Origin of the sequence: Rhodopila sp., assembly GCF_965277165.1 — a bacterium.
In the GTDB taxonomy this organism is placed as follows: domain Bacteria; phylum Pseudomonadota; class Alphaproteobacteria; order Acetobacterales; family Acetobacteraceae; genus Rhodopila.
Map to the genome: position 1 here is coordinate 1,334,175 of NZ_CBDICE010000006.1, position 16,989 is coordinate 1,351,163.

A 16,989-nucleotide genomic window follows, 5' to 3' on the forward strand; every position below is an offset into this window, starting at 1 on the left:
ACCCGCTGTCCCCCTTTTCGCCGGATGATCGTCCGGAACGCCGGTTGCGGCAAGCCGCGCTGTCAGGGAAGCAACGGATTCCCGGTCTCGATATGCACCGGCAACTGCGCCGAGGACCAGCCGCCACCCAGTGCCTCGATCAAGGCGACGCTGGCCACCAGTCGGCTCTGCTGGATGGCCAGCGCGGACTGCTGATCCGACAGCAAAAGATTTTGCTCAGTTATGACGCTCGTGTAAGGCACCGTGCCGGCGCGATAGGCGTTGAGCGTGGCGATCACCGCCCGGTTGGTGGACTGCACGGCGGTGGCCTCGGCTCGGGCCTGCAGTTGCAGGATGCGCAGGTTCGACAGCGCATCCTCGACCCCCTGGAACGCGGTCAGCACCGTCTGGCGATAGCTCGCCACCGATGCGTCATAAGTCGCCCGCTGGGCCTGCACTGATGCGGTGCGAAAGCCGCCCTCGAACAGGGTCTCGGCACCGGCGGCGCCCAGCGACCAGAATTGATTGCCGACATCGAACAAGTGACCCAGCGGGCTGCCGGCATACTCGCCCAGCGCCGACAGCGAGATATCGGGATAGAAGGCCGCGATCTGCACTCCGATCAGGGCGTTTTCCTCCGCCATGGAGCGTTCCGCGGCGGCGATGTCGGGGCGACGCTCCAGTAGCACCGACGGCAGGCCAGGGGGCACCACCGGCACATCAGTCGCCAGCGGCGCCGCGTCGATCGAAAGCTCCGCCGGCGGCCGCCCGGTCAGCACGGCAATGGCGTGCTCGAACTGTTGGCGCTGGATACCGACCGCGATCAGTTGCGCCTGGGTCGATTGCAACTGCGCCAGCGCGGTGACGTAGTCGATGCTGGATGAAGTGCCGGCGCGATATTGGTTCTGCGTGATCTGCAACGCTCGCCGGAAGTTGGCGACGGTGTCGGTCAACAGTTGCGCCAGCGCATCCTCGGCCCTCATGTCGAAATAGTCGGTTGCCAGCGTGGCTTGCGCCGACAGCGCCGCATTGGCCAGGTCGGCCGCACTCACCCCCGCCGCCGCCCGGCTACTCTCGACCTGCCGGCGGATGCGGCCCCACACATCCAGGTCCCACGCAACCGTCCCGCTCAGGCTGTATTCCGTGCCGTTGCGCGAGCCGCCGCCGAACGATGACCCGATGGTGGTCCCGCCGGTCGAGGTTCCGCCGCTGCCGCTGGCGCCGCTGCCGCTGTGCGTGACACCGGATGACAGCGCAACGGTCGGGAACAGGCTGGCACGGGCTTCCGCGACGAGGGCGACGGCATTGCGATACTGCGCCTCGAACTGCTTTACCGTCTGGTTGGAAATCGCGACCGAGCGTTCCAGGCGGTCAAGCTCGGGGTCGCGGTAGACAGACCACCAGGGGCCCTTGTCGATTGCGTCGGCCGGCTGGCTGATCTTCCAGCCGGCCACTTCCTTGAACGCGACCGGCATCGGTGCGGTGGGACGCCGGTAGTCCGGCCCTACCATGCAGCCGGCCAGGACAAGGCAGGTTGCGACAAGGCACATCCAGCGGTGACGTATCACTCGGCCACCTGCGGCGCGGCCGATCCGGGAAACACGCGTTGCCATAGTCGTTTACAGTATAATCGAAGTCGATCCAGGTACAGATACACCACCGGCGTTGTATAGAGCGTCAGCACCTGGCTGACCATCAGCCCGCCGACGATGGAAATACCCAGCGGGCGCCGCAGTTCGCCGCCATCGCCAAAGCTCAGCGCCAGGGGCATCGCGCCCAACATCGCCGCGCTTGTGGTCATCATGATCGGACGGAACCGCATCAGGCAGGCCTCGAAAATGGCGTCACGCGGCGACAGCCCGACGTTGCGTTCCGCTTCGAGCGCAAAATCGATCATCAGGATGGCGTTCTTCTTTACGATACCGATCAGCAGGATCACTCCGATGAGGGCGATGATGCTGAATTCGATATGAAAAAGCATCAATGCCAGTATCGCGCCAATGCCGGCCGAGGGCAGGGTGGAGATGATGGTGATCGGGTGGACGTAGCTCTCATACAGCACACCAAGTACGATGTAGATCGCCAGCAGCGCGGCGGCGATCAGGATCGGCTCGCTGTTCAGCGACGCCTGGAAGGTCCGTGCGGTGCCCTGGAACGATCCGTGGATCGACGCCGGCATGCCGATCCGCAGCATCGCCTGCTGCACCGCCGCGGTGGCCTGGCTCAGCGACTTCCCCGGCGCCAGATTGAACGAGATGGTGGTCGCCACGAACGAATCCTGATGGTTGACCGCCAGCGCGGTGTCGCCGGGGCCATAGCTGGCGAACGATGCCAGCGGGACCATCGTTTCGGCGCTGGTGCTGACCGCGGCACCCGACGACGCGCTGCCCTTGCCAACATTGGCCAGCGAATTATTGGCCGCGTTGCGCGAGGAACTGGACGCAATGGTGGCCGCCGTGGTCGTGGTGGGGGCGGCTTTGCCAGAAGCCGCAACCGTGCCGACCACGGCATTCGACGTCTCGGTGCCCGAGGCGTTGCCGCCCGAGGTTGAGATGTAGATCTGGCGCAATGATTCCGGACTCTGCCAGTAGCGCGGCGCCACTTCCATGATTACATGATACTGGTTCTGCGCGCTGTAGATGGTGGAGACCTGACGTTGCCCGAACGCATCGTACAGCGTGTTGTCGATCTGTGCGGCGTTCACGCCCAACCGGCTGGCGGTCGCTCGGTCGATCACCAGATCGGTTTCCAGACCCTTTTGCTGCTGGTCGGAATTGACGTCGCGCAGCACCGGATCGTGCTCCAACGCCGTCACCAGCTTGGGTGCCCACTGGTAAAGCTCCGCGGTGCTGTCGGCCTGCAGGGTGTATTGATAGGCCGCATTGCTCTGTCGCCCACCGACGTTGATGTCCTGGATCGGCACCAGGAACAGCCGTGCCCCAGGCACCACCGCGAGCTTGCGGCGCAGCCGTGACATTACCGCATCGACCCCATCGCGCTGCGCAAGCGGCTTCAGCGCAACGAACACCGACCCGGTATTGGTCTGCGCCGCGCCGCCGCCGCCCCCCGAACCGGTGAACCCGACCACGCTCTGTACCGCCGGATCGTGCTGCACGATGCGCGCCAGGTCGCTCAGCTTCTGCTGCATCGCTTGGAACGAGATGCTCTGATCGGCCTGCAGCCGGCCGATCATCCGCCCGGTATCCTGCTGCGGGAAGAACCCTTTCGGCACGATCACGTAGAGCGCGACGTTCAGCACCACGGTTAACAGCAGCACCAGAAGCACGACGAACGAGTGCCGCAGCGACCACGCCAGCGTCTGTCCATACAGTTCCTGCGCCCGGTCGAACAGCGTCTTTCGCTTAGGCAGTTGCGCCGGCGAGGGCTTAAGCAACAGCGCGCACATCATCGGCGTAGTGGTCAACGAAATCGCCAGCGAAACGGTGATCGCCAGCGACAAGGTCATGGCGAATTCCCGGAACAGCCGCCCGACGATGCCGCCCATCAGCAGGATCGGCAGGAACACCGCGATCAGCGACACGCTGATCGAGATCACGGTGAACCCGACCTCCTTGGCGCCAAGCAGGGCGGCCTGGACGCGCGGCATGCCGTCCTCGATGTGGCGGGAGATGTTCTCCAGCACCACGATGGCATCATCGACGACGAAGCCGGTGGATACGGTCAACGCCATCAGCGACAGATTGTCCAGGCTGTAACCCATCAGGTACATGGTCCCGAACGTCCCGATGATGGAGACCGGGACGACAATCGCCGGAATCAGCGTGGCGCGGACGTTGCGCAGGAACAGGAACACCACCAGCGTCACCAGCCCGACCGAAATCAGCAGCGTGCGTTCGGTGTCGTGCAGGCTGGATCGTATCGTCGTGGTGCGATCGTTGGCGATCAGCAGGTTCATGTTCGCCGGCAGCGCCGCCATCAGTTGCGGAATCGCCGCCTTCACGCCATCCACCGTCTTGATGATATTGGCACCGGGTTGGCGAAACAGGATCACCAGCACCGCCGGGCGACCCTGCGACAGTCCGGCGTTGCGAAGATTCTCCACCGAATCATCCACCTCGGCAACGTCCGACAGCCGCACCGCGGCGCCGTTGCGGTAGGCGATCACCAGCGGCCGGTAATCCGCCGCGCGGGTCGCCTGGTCGTTGGTGTAGAGCTGGTAGTGGCGGCCATCGCTATCGATCGATCCCTTTGGGCTGTTGGCGTTGGCCGAGGCCAGCGCGGCTCGGACATCCTCCAGCCCGATGCCGTATTTGAATAACGCCGTCGGGTTCAGCTCGACGCGAACCGCCGGCAACGCGGCGCCGCCAATGATCACCTGGCCGATGCCGTTGATCTGCGATAGTTTTTGTGACAGAACGTTCGCGGCAGCGTCGTACATCTGCCCACGGGTCAGCGTCTTCGATGTCAGCGCCAGGATCAGCACCGGGGCGTCGGCGGGGTTGACCTTGCGATAGGTCGGATTGCTGCGCAGGCTGGCCGGTAGGTCAGCCCGCGCCGCGTTGATCGCGGCCTGCACATCCCGCGCTGCCCCGTTGATGTCCCTGTTCAGCCCGAACTGCAGCACGATCCGAACCGATCCGACGGAACTGGTCGAGGTCATCTGGGTGACGTCGGCGATCTGGCCCAGGTGCCGTTCGAGCGGACTGGCGACGCTGGTCGCAACGGTCTCGGGGCTGGCGCCAGGCAGTTGCGCCTGCACCGAAATGGTGGGGAAATCCACCTGCGGCAGCGGCGCCACCGGCAACTTGAAGAAGGCAAAAAGCCCGGCCAACGTGATGCCGATGGTGAGCAGGGTCGTGGCCACAGGTCGCGCAATAAAGACAGCCGAGAGATTCATACGGCCGCCCCAAGACAGGCCCGTAGCGTCGGCTGCGACCCAGTGTCGATCGGCCCACGCCTTCCTGTCGCCAAGCCGACAAGATAGGCGGGCAAACGATCAAGACCCGCCGCGCGGTAAACCGCCGGAAGCCGACCAACACTCTCGGCCACCCCCCCGCCGCCACGCCACGCCACCGTTGCCCAAAGACTCACGGCGCACCGCCCGGTACCAGTTTTGCCTGCCCCTTGCCGCCACCCAGCCGGGCCGCCAGGCGGTCGAACATCAGGTAGATCACCGGCGTGGTGAACAGCGTCAGCACCTGGCTCACGATCAATCCGCCGACGATCGCCACCCCCAGCGGGCGGCGCAGTTCCGAACCGGTGCCGTTGCCCAGCATCAACGGCAGCGCCCCAAGCAGCGCCGCCATGGTGGTCATCAGGATCGGGCGGAAGCGCAGCAAACACGCCTGGTGGATCGCCTCCCGCGGCGGCTTGCCATCCTCGCGCTCGGCTACCAGCGCGAAATCGATCATCATGATCGCATTCTTCTTCACGATGCCGATCAGCAGGATGATGCCGATGATGGAAATCACGTCGATGTTGTCACCGGCGATCAGCAGCGCGACCAGCGCGCCGGCCCCAGCCGAGGGCAACGTCGACAAAATGGTGATCGGATGTACGAAGCTCTCGTACAGCACCCCCAGCACGATGTACATCGTCAGGATCGCCGCCAGCACCAGCAGCAGCTCGTTCGACAACGACGCCTCCAGTGCCGACGCCGCCCCCTGGAACGCGGTAACGAAACTCGCCGGCAGCCCAATGTCGGCCTCAGCCTGGCGTACCGCCGCCACCGCGGCCCCCAGCGACGAACCCGGAGCCGTATCGAATGAAATCGTCGTTGCCGGAAACTGCGCCAGGTGGCTGATCTGCAGTGGCCCGGACTTCTGCTCGATCTTGACGATGGCCGTCAGCGGCACCTGGCCGGTGGTGGACGCCGCAGATGGCAGCCGGATCGCCGACAGCGCGTTTAGTGAGGTCTGCAGATCGGGATCCGCCTCCATGATCACGCGATACTGGTTCGACTGCGTATAGATCGTGGAGATGATACGTTGTCCGAACAGGTCGTACAGCGCGTTGTCCACAGTCGCCGGAGTGATGCCGAAGCGCGCCGCGGTCTCCCGATCGATCACCAGATCGACCGTCAGCCCCTGGCTCTGCAAGTCGCTGGCGACGTTGCGCAGATCGGGTGATTTGTCCAGTTCCGCCAACAGTTTCGGCACCCATTCGGTGAACGCCGCCAGATTGGGATTCTCCAGCACGAACTGATACTGAGTCCGGCTGACCGACGCATCGATCGTCAGGTCCTGCACCGGTTGCAGATACAACGACACCCCCGGCACGTCCGCGGTTTCCTGCTGCAGCCGGCGACCGATCTCGGTGGCGTTCAGGCTGCGCTGGTCCTTGGGTTTCAGGTTGATCAGGAACCGCCCGCTGTTCAGCGTGGTGTTGCTGCCATCGACGCCGATGAACGAACTCAGGCTGGACACGTCGGGGTCCTTCAGGATCGCCGCCGCCAGCGCCTGCTGGTGTTTGGCCATGGCGTCAAACGACACGGTCTGCGCCGCGACCGAGATGCCCTGCAGCACCCCGGTATCCTGAACCGGGAAGAAACCCTTGGGCACGACGCTGTACAACAGCACGGTGGCACCCAGCGTGATCACCGCGACCAGCAGGGTCAGCGGCTGATGATCCAGCACCTTACTCAGCGCCTGGTCGTAACGACCGATGATCCAGTCGAAGCCGCGTTCCGCCCGCAGGTCGAACTTGCTGCGCGCGGCGTCGGGACGATGGCGTAGCAGCCTGGCGCACATCATCGGCACCAGGGTCAGCGAAACGATCGCAGAAATAATGATCGTCACCGCCAGGGTAATGGCGAACTCATGAAACAGCCGCCCGACCACATCCCCCATGAACAGCAGCGGAATCAGCACTGCGATCAGCGACACGGTCAGCGAGATGATGGTAAAACCGATCTGCTCGCTGCCCTTCAACGCCGCGGTCAAGGGCGGATCGCCGGCTTCGACGAAGCGCGAGATATTCTCGATCATGACGATCGCATCATCGACCACGAAGCCGGTGGACACGGTCAGCGCCATCAGCGACAGGTTGTCGAGGCTGAACCCCAGCAGATACATCACCGCCAAGGTGCCGACCAGCGACAGCGGCACCGAAAGGCTGGGAATGATCGTCGCCGGCAGGTTGCGCAGGAAGAGAAATATGACCAGCACTACCAGCGCGACCGCCAGCCCAAGCTCGAACTCGACATCGGCGACCGAGGCTCGGATCGTCACCGTGCGATCGGTCAACACCGCGACATCGATCGCCGCCGGCAAGGTTGCCTGCAACTGCGGCAGCAACGACTTGATGGTGTTGACCACCTGAATCACGTTGGCCCCGGGCTGACGCTGCACATTCAGGATGACCGCCGGCGTTTTGTTGGCCCAGGCCGCCAGCTTGGTGTTCTCGGCGCCATTGACCACGTTGGCCACGTCCCTCAAGCGCACCGGCGAGCCGTTGCGGTAGGCGATCACCAGATCCAGGTATTGCTTCGGATCGCTGATCTGGTCGTTGGCGTTGATCGTCGTGGCCTGCGCCGGCCCATCGAAGTTGCCCTTCGGCGTATTGACGTTTGCATTGCCCAGCGTGGTGCGTAGATCGTCGATGTTCAGCCCATAGGCGGCCAGCGCGCGCGGATTGATCTGCACCCGCACCGCCGGACGCTGACCGCCGCTGATACTGACCAGCCCGACCCCCTGCTGCTGCGAAATCTTCTGCGCCAGCCGCGTGTTCGCCAGGTCCTCGACCTGGGTCAGCGGCAACGTCTTCGAGGTCAGCGCCAAGGTCAGGATCGGCGCGTCGGCCGGATTGACCTTGGCATAGATCGGCGGCGCCGGAAGGTCCGTCGGCAGCAGGTTGCCGGCCGCGTTGATCGCCGCCTGCACCTCCTGCTCGGCCACGTCCAGGCTGACATCGAGGCTGAACTGCAACGTTATCAGCGACGCCCCGGCCGAACTGGTCGAAAACATCTGGTTCAGGCTGGGCATCTGCCCGAACTGCACTTCCAGCGGCGAGGTGATCGAAGACGTCATCACCTCGGGACTGGCCCCAGGGTAGAAGGTCTGCACCTGGATGGTGGGATAATCCACCTCGGGCAACGCCGAGATCGGCAGAAAGCGGTAGGCGACGATCCCGACCAGCAGGATCGCCGCCATCAGCAGCGTAGTCGCGACAGGCCGCAGGATGAACGGGCGGGACGGGCTCATGCCGCGATCAGCCGGGGGTCATTGCGGCGGCTGCGGGCGCCGCTGGTGCGCCGGGTTCGGAGCCGACTCGCCCGGCGTAGTGCCGGTCGGCGGGGACCCCGACGTTCCCGCGCCTTTGCCGCCAGGCGACCCTACGGCAGCGGAGCCCCGCGCCGCCGGCAGGCTGACCGCGGCGCCGTCGCGCAGCCGGTCGGTGCCGTCGGTCACCACCCGATCGCCCGGTTTCAGCCCCGACAGCACCGCCTCGTACCCGCCATCGGTCGGACCGACCTTGATCGGGCGAACCGAGACCGTGTCGTTGGCATTGATCAGGTAAACGAAGGTCCCCGGTTCGCCGCGCTGCACCGCCGGTACCGGCACGCGAACCGTGTTCTTCATGGTGTTGACCAGCAGCCGGGCGTTGACGAACTGATTGGGGTAAAGCAGCTCGTCTGGATTGGCGAACATCGCGCGCAGTTTCAATGTTCCGGTGGTGGTGTCGATCACGTTGTCGATCGTGCCGAGCTGTCCGGTGGCGAGCAGCCTTGTGTTGGCTCGATCATAGGCCTCGACCGGCAGGGTGGCGCCGGCGCGTACCCGCTGGATGATGTCGGGCAGATTGTCCTCGGGCACCGAGAACAGCACCGAGATCGGCTGCATCTGGGTGATCACCACCAGGCCGCTGGTGCTGGAGGTCTGCACATAATTGCCGAGATCGACCAGGCGCAGTCCGACCTGACCATCGATCGGCGAGACGATGTGGCAATAGGCCAGGTTGACCTTGGCGGCATCGACCGCGCCCTGATCGGTCTGCACCAGGCCGGTGTCCTGCTGCACCAGGAAGCGCTGGTCATCCAATTGCTGCTGGGCGATTGAATCCTGCCGTCCCAGCGTCTGGAACCGCTTCAGGTCCGACTGCGCCTGCGCCAGCAGTCCCTGATCGCGCGCCAGCGTGCCCTGTGCCTGCTCCAGTGCAGCCTGGTATGGCCGCGGATCGATCTGGGCCAGGAAGTCTCCCTTCTTGACCACCTGGCCCTCATTGAAGCCGATCTGTTGCAACTCGCCGTTGATCTGCGTCAGCACGGTGACGGTGTCGAGCGAGGTGACGGTGCCAAGCTCGTTCAGCATGATGCGGACATCGCCGGTGTCGATGGTGGCGAAGCCGACCGGCTGGGCCGCCGTCTTCGCGCTGTGCCTGGCGCTGGCGACTTTCGGCGTCGGCTCGGCCTGGCGATGGGCCCACAGATACCAGCCGCCGCCCAGCAGGGCGATCAGGATCAACGAGGTCAGCACCCAGTAACCCCGACGCGACGGCCGCGTCACCTGGGTCTCGCGTGACGCGGGATCAGGAGCGACCCGGGTATCGGCCCGGTCAACGCGTTCGTCCATCCGCGGTCAGGTCCTTCGTTGTTGCCGGTCGGTGCGGCATTCGGATCAAGCAGCGGCCCGCGCCGGCCCCAGGGGCGCCCCCAGGGGAAACGTCAGGTGCAACCCGCCATGGGGATTAAGCATCGGACCCGTTGCCAACAAGCAAAAAGCCGGCAGCAGTTACGCTAATTTTGCCTTCGTTACACGAAGACACGCTGCTTCGGCCTGGGCGGGCAGCGGTTCGGGGTGGAGGAAAATTCATCGAAGCGACCATATCCGGTTGAAATGGCCCGATTATGATCGTGGCGTTGCTTGCAACCTTGTTGTTTTCAACAGCGACGGAGACCGTCATGCGAACCACTCGACTCGCGCTTCTGGCCGGAACCGCTTCTATCATCCTCGCCGGCTACGGCTGCATTGCCCACGCCGGGGAAACACGGCCCCAAACGTCGGCCAGCCCACTGGCAAACCACGTCATGATCCTGCGCCTTCCCGACGGACAGATCGAGCAGGTTCGTTACACCGGCAACGTGCCGCCGGCGGTGATCGTCGCGCCCAATGCGATCCCCGCGTCGGCCGTAACCGGCGACCCATTCGCCATGCTGGACCGGATCAGCGCGCAGATGGATCGCCAGGCCGAGACCCTGGTTCCGCGAGATCGGTGCAATGGGTCCGGGGCAATTCGGCGGGTTCGCAACGATCCCGGCGGCCGCGGCCCCAGGCGTGTGCATGCAAAGCATTCAGATCAGCTTCGATGGCAGAGGCGCGGCGCCACACGTGGTGTCGCACAGCTCCGGCAACTGCGGCCCCAGCGCCGCCCCGGCTGCTCCGGTGGCGGTTCCGCCGACACCGTGGGCTTGGCCGGCTCCGCACGTGATCGAGGCGGACGCACACAGCCCAACGCCGCGTTTGCTGCGCGTCGCCAGCGAACGGCAACACTAAGCTTCACCGACCCCGGCCGTGCCCGACTCTGGCCGTGCCCTACTCTGGCCGTACCCGACTCTGGCCGTACCCGACTCCGGCGTCGGCCGGGATCGCCGCCTGAAAGCTATACGTTGATGGCGGCGAGTGAGGAGGCGGTCGCCGGATCGACACCCGGCGTCGCATTGGCGCTGTAGGCCGACAGCGCGAACTGCTGTTGGAAGCTGTCGCTGTAGCCCGGCTTCCACTGGTTCGCCGTCCCGTCCGGAGCGATGGTCCCAAGGTTGGAAATATCGTTGCCCCAGGACGGCGGCAGGCCAGTCGGTTGCGCGCCGCTCGAACCCGAGGCGCTTGTCCCAAGACCGGCTGTCACCGTCTCCGGATCATCCGGCAGCGAACCATCGACGCCGGTTATCGTGCCGGCCGACCCGACCCCGGACGTGGACGTGCCGGTCAGGGCCGAGAGCACCGACTGGATGTCGGTCAGCCACCCCGATTGCGAGCCAGCCGATTGAGCGGAAACCGGATCAGCCGAAGAATCGCCGGCGCCATTCTCGCCGGTGGCCGGGGCTGAAGCGTCCGTCGCGTTGCCAAACGCAAGCAATGCCATCGCCGTGCCATCCGATAGTGCCCCCGAAGTACCGCTGGGCGAGGCGGTGCCGGTGGTCGGGTCCGTCGATGGTCCGACCGCCGAGTCCCAGTCGCCACCTTGGTCCGGCGACGAACTGGATATCGCTTGGTAGGCGCTGACCAGCGCCGCCCGGTCGTTTTGCCCGGAAATGGAAACAGACACGCTACGATACTCCTTACCGTTGTATGGCCAGCCCTGAGTTGCCAGCCCTGAGTTGCCCGCCGGGGTTTGCACGCGTCCGGCCGCGACTTGACTGTCGCCCGGCCATGACGTGCATGATCCGCGCCAATCGCGAGGCATTCAAAAGCTTGATAATTCCGCCCGCCGCCACGGCAAAATCTGCTCCCCCACCGCGCCGATCCGGCAACCATTGCCGCCCCTGCCGCACCGCTCCCTGCTGATACCGCTCCAACCAACTCTGCGCCCGCCGTCGGAGGCGGGAACCCGTTGCCCACCCGGCGCGTTCGTCTGCCTGGCACCTCCGCGGCGACCGCCGCCCGGGGCGCTGCGGCGTTGGTTGCGCGTACGGGACCCGGCCGGTAACCTCTGCCGCGCTCAGCACAGGGATGACTTACGCATGGATATGACGGGCGAGCGGCGGATACCGGCGCCGAGGCAAACCGTTTGGCAAGCACTCAACGATCCCGAGGTGCTGAAGCTCAGCATTCCCGGCTGCGAGAGCCTGGAGAAACTCGACGACGACCAGATGAAGGCCACCGCCGCGGTCAAGGTCGGACCGATCTCGGCTCGCTTTACCGGCAAGGTGCAACTGACCGACATTGATGCGCCGAACGGCTACCGCATCAGCGGCGAGGGGCAGGGCGGGGTGGCCGGCTTCGCCAAGGGTGGCGCCGACGTGGCGCTGGCCGACCAGGGCGCCGAAACCCTGCTGAGCTACAAGGTCAACGCCCAGGTCGGCGGCAAGCTGGCCCAACTTGGCGGCCGGCTGATCGACGCCACCGCCAAGCAGATGGCCGACGCCTTCTTCGACCGCTTCAGCAAGCAAGTGCAGGCGATGTCCCCGGCCACCGGCCACGCCGACCCGGCGACCGATCAGACCAGCTCCGCCGCGGCCCAGGCCAGCCCAGCGGCGCCAGGCCAGACCAGCCCGGCGGCGACCCAAGCCAGCCCAGCGGCGGCCATCGCAGTCCCGCCTGCACTAGGCAACCGTGCGCTCTCGCCCGAACGGGCCGAGGCCGCCGCCAGCCAGACCATGGCTGAACCGGTCGCCGTCGCCGTCAACGCGTCGCCAGCCGCCATTTCGATATGGTCGCTGATCCCGCGGGAGCCCTTCGGCCTGCCGCTCGCCGCCTGGATTGGGTCCGGCGTCTTCGTCGTCATGATCCTGCTGATGCTGGGAAGCATGCTGTAGTGACGTCGCTGCCCGCCACCGTCGCCGACACCGCCAGGCTGCTCGCCGACAACGGCTACATCGCCGACCTCGAACTGTCCACCACGGTGCACCTGACGCTGACCATGCAGCGCCCGCTGTTCCTCGAGGGCGAACCGGGCACCGGCAAGACCGAAATCGCCAAGGTGCTGGCAACCGGCCTGCAGCGACGTTTGGTCCGCCTGCAATGCTACGACGGCATGGACCTCTCGGCGGCAGCCTACGAATGGGACCACGCCCGCCAGTTGATGGCCATCCGCCTGGCCGAAGCCGCCGGCCACACCGATCGCGACGAACTGTCGCGCGACATCTACAGCCGCGAATTCCTGCAGGCCCGCCCGCTGCTGTCCGCGATCGACCCCGACCTGCCGCCGGCCGTGCTGTTGATCGACGAACTCGATCGTGCCGACGAACCGTTCGAGGCGTTCCTGCTCGAACTGCTCGCCGACTTCCAGATCACCGTGCCCGAGTTCGGCACCGTACGCTCGGCGACCCGTCCGGTGGTCATCCTCACCTCGAACCGCACACGGGAGGTGCACGACGCGATCCGCCGACGCTGCCTCTATCACTGGGTGGACTACCCCGACGCCACCCGCGAACGGGCGATCCTGGCGGCCAAGGCGCCCGGCGTGCCGGCCCATCTCGCCGACCAGGTGGTCGGCTTCGTGCAGCGCCTGCGCGGCGAGGAACTGTTCAAGCTGCCCGGCGTCGCCGAGACCATAGACTGGGCGCAGGCGCTGACCTACCTGAACAAGACCGAACTGACCGCTGGCGACGTCGACGACACGCTGGGCGTGCTGCTGAAATACCAGGACGACATCGCCAAGGTCCGCGGCGCCGAAGCCGCCCGCCTGGTGACCGAGGTCGCTGCCTCCCCCTGATCGCCGTACCGTTGCCCGCTACGCCTGCATTCCAAGATCGGCCGCCTGACGCTTCTCGAACGCCCGGCGCGTCTCGTCGTACTCTTGGCCGACAATACCGCCGCGTACCGAACCGGCCTCGACCGACCGATACGCCGGCCGCCAGCTCTCCGGCAGCGCCACCCCGTCCGGGGGAGCCAGCCAGAGCCGGAACAGGCAGCGCCGCAGCACCGGATCGTCATGGTCCTCGAACTCGGTCCGCGAGTGCAGCGTGACATGATTATTCAGGATCTGCATGTCGCCCGGGCGCAGATACATCGAATGCATGACCGCCGGCCGACGCAGGATTTCGTCCAGCAGGTCCAGCGCCTGATGCTGCTGCGTTGTCAGGGCAGGCACCCCCTCGATCGCCTGCGCCGAACGCAACCGGTTGCGGTTCCATTTGCTGAACAGCAGCCCATTGCGCCAATCGTAGATCGGGTTGGGATAGAACGCCGCCTCGTCCGCCGCCTGCTCCTGCTGGCGGCTGAAACAGAGTGGCTGGTGCAGCTGTTCCGCCAGGTCCGGCCGTTCGGCCAGCATCACCTGGTGCGCCGTCACCGAACTCGACACCATGCTCATGCCGCCCGACTTGGCGACGTTGTAGCAGGTCAGCAGCACGATGTCGGCGCTATCGGTGTGGAAGTCCAGATCCGCGTTGGACGAGTAGCCGCGTCCCTTGCCGGTGCGATAGACCGTGCCGGCGTCGCGCACCGCGGTCATGAACGGGCTGGCCTTGCCCTGCGGCCGAGCGACGCCGGCATGCAGGCCGATCGCCCAGGTCAACAGTTCGAATTGCTCCGCCGTCAGCCCGTCCCGCGGCATCCCACGCAGGATGGCGAACCCGGTGCCATCGCGAACCTCGCGCAGGGACGCGGCGACCACCGGCCACGCCGACCCGAGGTCGAAATCGTCGCGCCGGTAGTCCAGCAGCGTCTTCGCCGGCTCCGCCGCCTTGCGCACAGCCTCGGTAAGGTCGCGACGGGCATGGTCGTCCAGTTCGAACACCCAGCATGGGTCGGCTTGCAGGTCGTCGACGGTCCACGCTGCGCGCCTGTTCGCATGCTGCATTGGCACCTCCTTGGTCTATCCGGATGCATCTTGCGCAGTCTGGGTCACGTAGCAAGCTCAGGTGACAGCGCGCTGAGAGGTGCTCAGGCTCGCCGATCGCGGCAGCCTGGAGCTGGTGCGCGGAACGATCGTCGCGCACGCAGCGCCAACGCCGGAACATGGGGTGATCCTCGGCAATCTGGCTGGTGAGCTTTACAATCGGTTGCGCGGCCACGCCGAAAGTCGGCCGGAAATCGGCAGCGGCGCTGCACCGGACTACCAACAACGCGCCACGGTGCGCATTCCCGATGCGTTGATCCGCTGCGGGCAGCGTCCTCGGGTAGTATTCGAAGTGGTCTCGCCGTCTGAACTCACCCACAAACGCCAATGGGACCAGAAGCGAGCGGACCTGCAAGCCGTCGATGGGGTGCAGGAGATCGTCGAGATTTTTCAGGACGAGGTTCTGGCCCACGTCTATCGGCGGCCGCTTCGTGCCACGCTCCAGTCGCGAGACGCAGCCCTCGGTGAGGTTGAGATTTATGATGCCGAGGGAGAAATTCGACTGACACCTGAGTTTGACGAAGGTAACGAGGATTGAAGGAGCCGGGAGTTTCAAGCTGTCGAGGCTGTTTTGTGAAACTAACCCTTTTGCCTAATCAAATCCGTTTCAACAACTATCCTGAGCTTCGTTCTGAATACACCGGCATTACGTTTTGCCGTGGGCTTCCCAAGGGCTCGAGCCCACAAGTCTTGTCGTCGGCCTTCGATCGGAAAGGCCAAACCGCGATAAGCGCCATTACGGCGCGCTGGACCCGTCCGCCACCATCGTATCGCTCAGTTTTTGAGTGACGAGGTCGACCGTATGGTCGATCGCGGCATTTGGCATGCCAAGCTCATGCGAGATCAACTTCACCAGCAGATCGACCCGCTCAATTACCGGCGCCCCGCTGGCAATTGCGCGCGCCGCTGACGAGGGCTGGAGCAGGCTTTCCGCGGCCTTGGCGTATTTCGCGAACGGCACCTGATCCGTCGTGTCGGCTCCCAGCCGCCGTGCGATGGCATCGACATGCTCATAGATCGACTGCGAAAGCTTCAGATCGTGGTGCACCGCGTCGCGAATCGACCGCGGTTCCTGCGGCGTGATGCAGCGATAGTTTCCCGTCAACAGCATCGACCACTTCGCCAGCGGGACGAACAGCGAGTCGAACACCCTCAGCTTTACCGGAACGTCCCGGCCATCCAGCGTCACGGCGTCAATGTCGGACGCCAGCTCCCGAAGTATCCGGTTGTGGACCGGGTCCGCGAATGCCGCTGCCTTGAAGTTTGTCGGCAGGCCAACATGAAGGACGTTCGCCGCCTCCTCCGGAGGACGGAAGGCTTGCGGATCCGGCGAACAGAGCGACACCAGTCCCGGCTCGAACGGTTCCCACACTCCGGCATCGGTGTAAGCTTTTTGCAGATCCATGGCCTCTAGCGCCGGGATCCGCTTGAGATAGGCCAACGGCGGCATGTTCATGATCGAAAGACACGGCAGACCAGCCTCGGCGATCCCAGCCATGAGAACGCGGATCGCGCCGTCGGTGTATTGCGGCTCCTGCATGGCAAGAGCGACCAGGTCATAGCGTGAAAGGTTGACCTGATCGGGCGGGGTCGCGTCCAGCTTCCCGGAAAGGTCGCGCGAAAAGATCGCCCGGTGGTTCGGCTCGTCACTCAGCTTGATGCGAACTTCAGTGCCATCGCCGTTTATCAGGTCGGCGGTCTTCTTCCGGCACACCAGAGTCACGTTGTGACCAGCCATTAGCAGCTTGGTTGCCAGCAACGAGCCATAGGAAGCTCCGAGAACTAAAACGTTGCGCGCCATGCTTGAATCCTGCCTAGGCATGAGGAACGCCGCGGGCCGAGACTTAGGTTCAGCCCTCCTCGAGAGGAATGACGGGTCTTACCGCACCGTGATAAACACTGCAATTAGGTGGCGGTTATCGCTCCCCGCTGCCCAGCGCGCTTGCAATCCCCCCAACATCCGTTTGAATCGTATACCGGCCGACATCGCGTGGCGGTTCCGTGCCGCCGTCGCCGAAGCGGTCAATTGCCGTGGTTGCCATGCCCGCCGCCGGAGCGCCTCGGCCGATCGACAATCCACTGCTTGCAGGGTTGCGGACATGGCCGGTGCGGAAGCGGCGTTGGCTCGGTCAGGCCTGTTCGCCATCAACTGAGCTGTTCGCGGTAAGCGGCATACGGGGCGGGGCGGTCGCCCACATCAGCGCCACCTCCTCTGCGGTTAGCCCGTAAGCCTGGTTGACGAGGTCCGATAGGCGGCGCTCGAGACGCTGCGCTTCCGCGGCAGCTTGACGCGCTGGCATAATGGTCCCGGCGTGCTCGCGCTTGAGCCGCGCGACCTCCGCGGCCGAGAGCTGGCGCCGACGCGGAAGCGCGGCCCGGACTGCGGCGGCGAAGCGGTCAGCGTCGAGCCGCTCCGGTGATTCCAGCTCCCTACTGGGTCTGTCCAATCCGAACTCGATGCGAAGCCAGTCGTGGATACTGGCTTTGACAAGGTTTATGACGGCAACCTTCCTCGACAACTCATCTACTAGGCCTCCAGTTTCTATAGCC

The 16,989-nt window shown here is 65.1% G+C and carries 11 protein-coding genes; 3 read left to right on the forward strand and 8 right to left on the reverse strand.

The genetic code is table 11. The features are described 5' to 3' along the window. Nucleotides 1-62: 62 nt before the first annotated feature. The 5 genes from ACQY4Y_RS18135 to ACQY4Y_RS18155 all read right to left on the reverse strand — a co-directional run bounded on the left by ACQY4Y_RS18135 (nt 63) and on the right by ACQY4Y_RS18155 (nt 11,202). Nucleotides 63-1,529, reverse strand: coding sequence for an efflux transporter outer membrane subunit (locus ACQY4Y_RS18135; RefSeq protein WP_428491986.1), 1,467 nt, complete (start codon nt 1,527-1,529; stop codon nt 63-65). A 14-nt stretch (nt 1,530-1,543) separates the two neighbouring features. After that, entirely contained in the window at nt 1,544-4,837 is a 3,294-nt protein-coding gene (locus tag ACQY4Y_RS18140; RefSeq protein WP_428491987.1) for an efflux RND transporter permease subunit, read from the reverse strand. A gap of 190 nt (nt 4,838-5,027) precedes the next feature. Then, entirely contained in the window at nt 5,028-8,141 is a 3,114-nt protein-coding gene (locus tag ACQY4Y_RS18145) for an MdtB/MuxB family multidrug efflux RND transporter permease subunit (RefSeq protein WP_428491988.1), read from the reverse strand. An 18-nt stretch (nt 8,142-8,159) separates the two neighbouring features. Further along, on the reverse strand, nt 8,160-9,509 hold the full coding sequence (locus ACQY4Y_RS18150; RefSeq protein WP_428491989.1) for an MdtA/MuxA family multidrug efflux RND transporter periplasmic adaptor subunit: 1,350 nt from the start codon (nt 9,507-9,509) through the stop codon (nt 8,160-8,162). Between the two features lie 1,027 nt (nt 9,510-10,536). After that, complete coding sequence (locus ACQY4Y_RS18155) at nt 10,537-11,202, reverse strand: hypothetical protein (RefSeq protein ID WP_428491990.1); 666 nt, start codon at nt 11,200-11,202, stop codon at nt 10,537-10,539. Nucleotides 11,203-11,617: 415 nt separating this feature from the next. Between ACQY4Y_RS18155 and ACQY4Y_RS18160 the strand changes: the two genes are divergently transcribed. Next, nucleotides 11,618-12,412: an SRPBCC family protein gene (locus tag ACQY4Y_RS18160; protein ID WP_428491991.1), complete on the forward strand. Its 795-nt coding sequence runs from the start codon at nt 11,618-11,620 to the stop codon at nt 12,410-12,412. Continuing rightward, on the forward strand, nt 12,412-13,311 hold the full coding sequence (locus ACQY4Y_RS18165; RefSeq protein WP_428491992.1) for an AAA family ATPase: 900 nt from the start codon (nt 12,412-12,414) through the stop codon (nt 13,309-13,311). Before ACQY4Y_RS18160 ends, ACQY4Y_RS18165 begins: the two co-directional genes overlap by 1 nt. Nucleotides 13,312-13,329: 18 nt before the next feature. Here the strand turns inward: ACQY4Y_RS18165 and ACQY4Y_RS18170 are convergent, their stop codons facing one another. After that, nucleotides 13,330-14,400 (reverse strand): TauD/TfdA family dioxygenase, encoded by a 1,071-nt coding sequence (locus ACQY4Y_RS18170; RefSeq protein WP_428491993.1) that lies wholly within the window; start codon nt 14,398-14,400, stop codon nt 13,330-13,332. A gap of 79 nt (nt 14,401-14,479) precedes the next feature. Here ACQY4Y_RS18170 and ACQY4Y_RS18175 point away from each other — a divergent pair, with 79 nt between their 5' ends. After that, nucleotides 14,480-14,977: a Uma2 family endonuclease gene (locus ACQY4Y_RS18175; RefSeq protein WP_428491994.1), complete on the forward strand. Its 498-nt coding sequence runs from the start codon at nt 14,480-14,482 to the stop codon at nt 14,975-14,977. Nucleotides 14,978-15,175: 198 nt separating this feature from the next. On the opposite strand, the gene ACQY4Y_RS18180 is transcribed toward ACQY4Y_RS18175, so the two are convergent. Together ACQY4Y_RS18180 and ACQY4Y_RS18185 are read right to left on the reverse strand one after the other, a co-directional pair. After that, nucleotides 15,176-16,240, reverse strand: coding sequence for a ketopantoate reductase family protein (locus ACQY4Y_RS18180; RefSeq protein ID WP_428491995.1), 1,065 nt, complete (start codon nt 16,238-16,240; stop codon nt 15,176-15,178). A 328-nt stretch (nt 16,241-16,568) separates the two neighbouring features. Then, nucleotides 16,569-16,958, reverse strand: coding sequence for a hypothetical protein (locus ACQY4Y_RS18185; RefSeq protein ID WP_428491996.1), 390 nt, complete (start codon nt 16,956-16,958; stop codon nt 16,569-16,571). Nucleotides 16,959-16,989 lie beyond the last annotated feature (31 nt).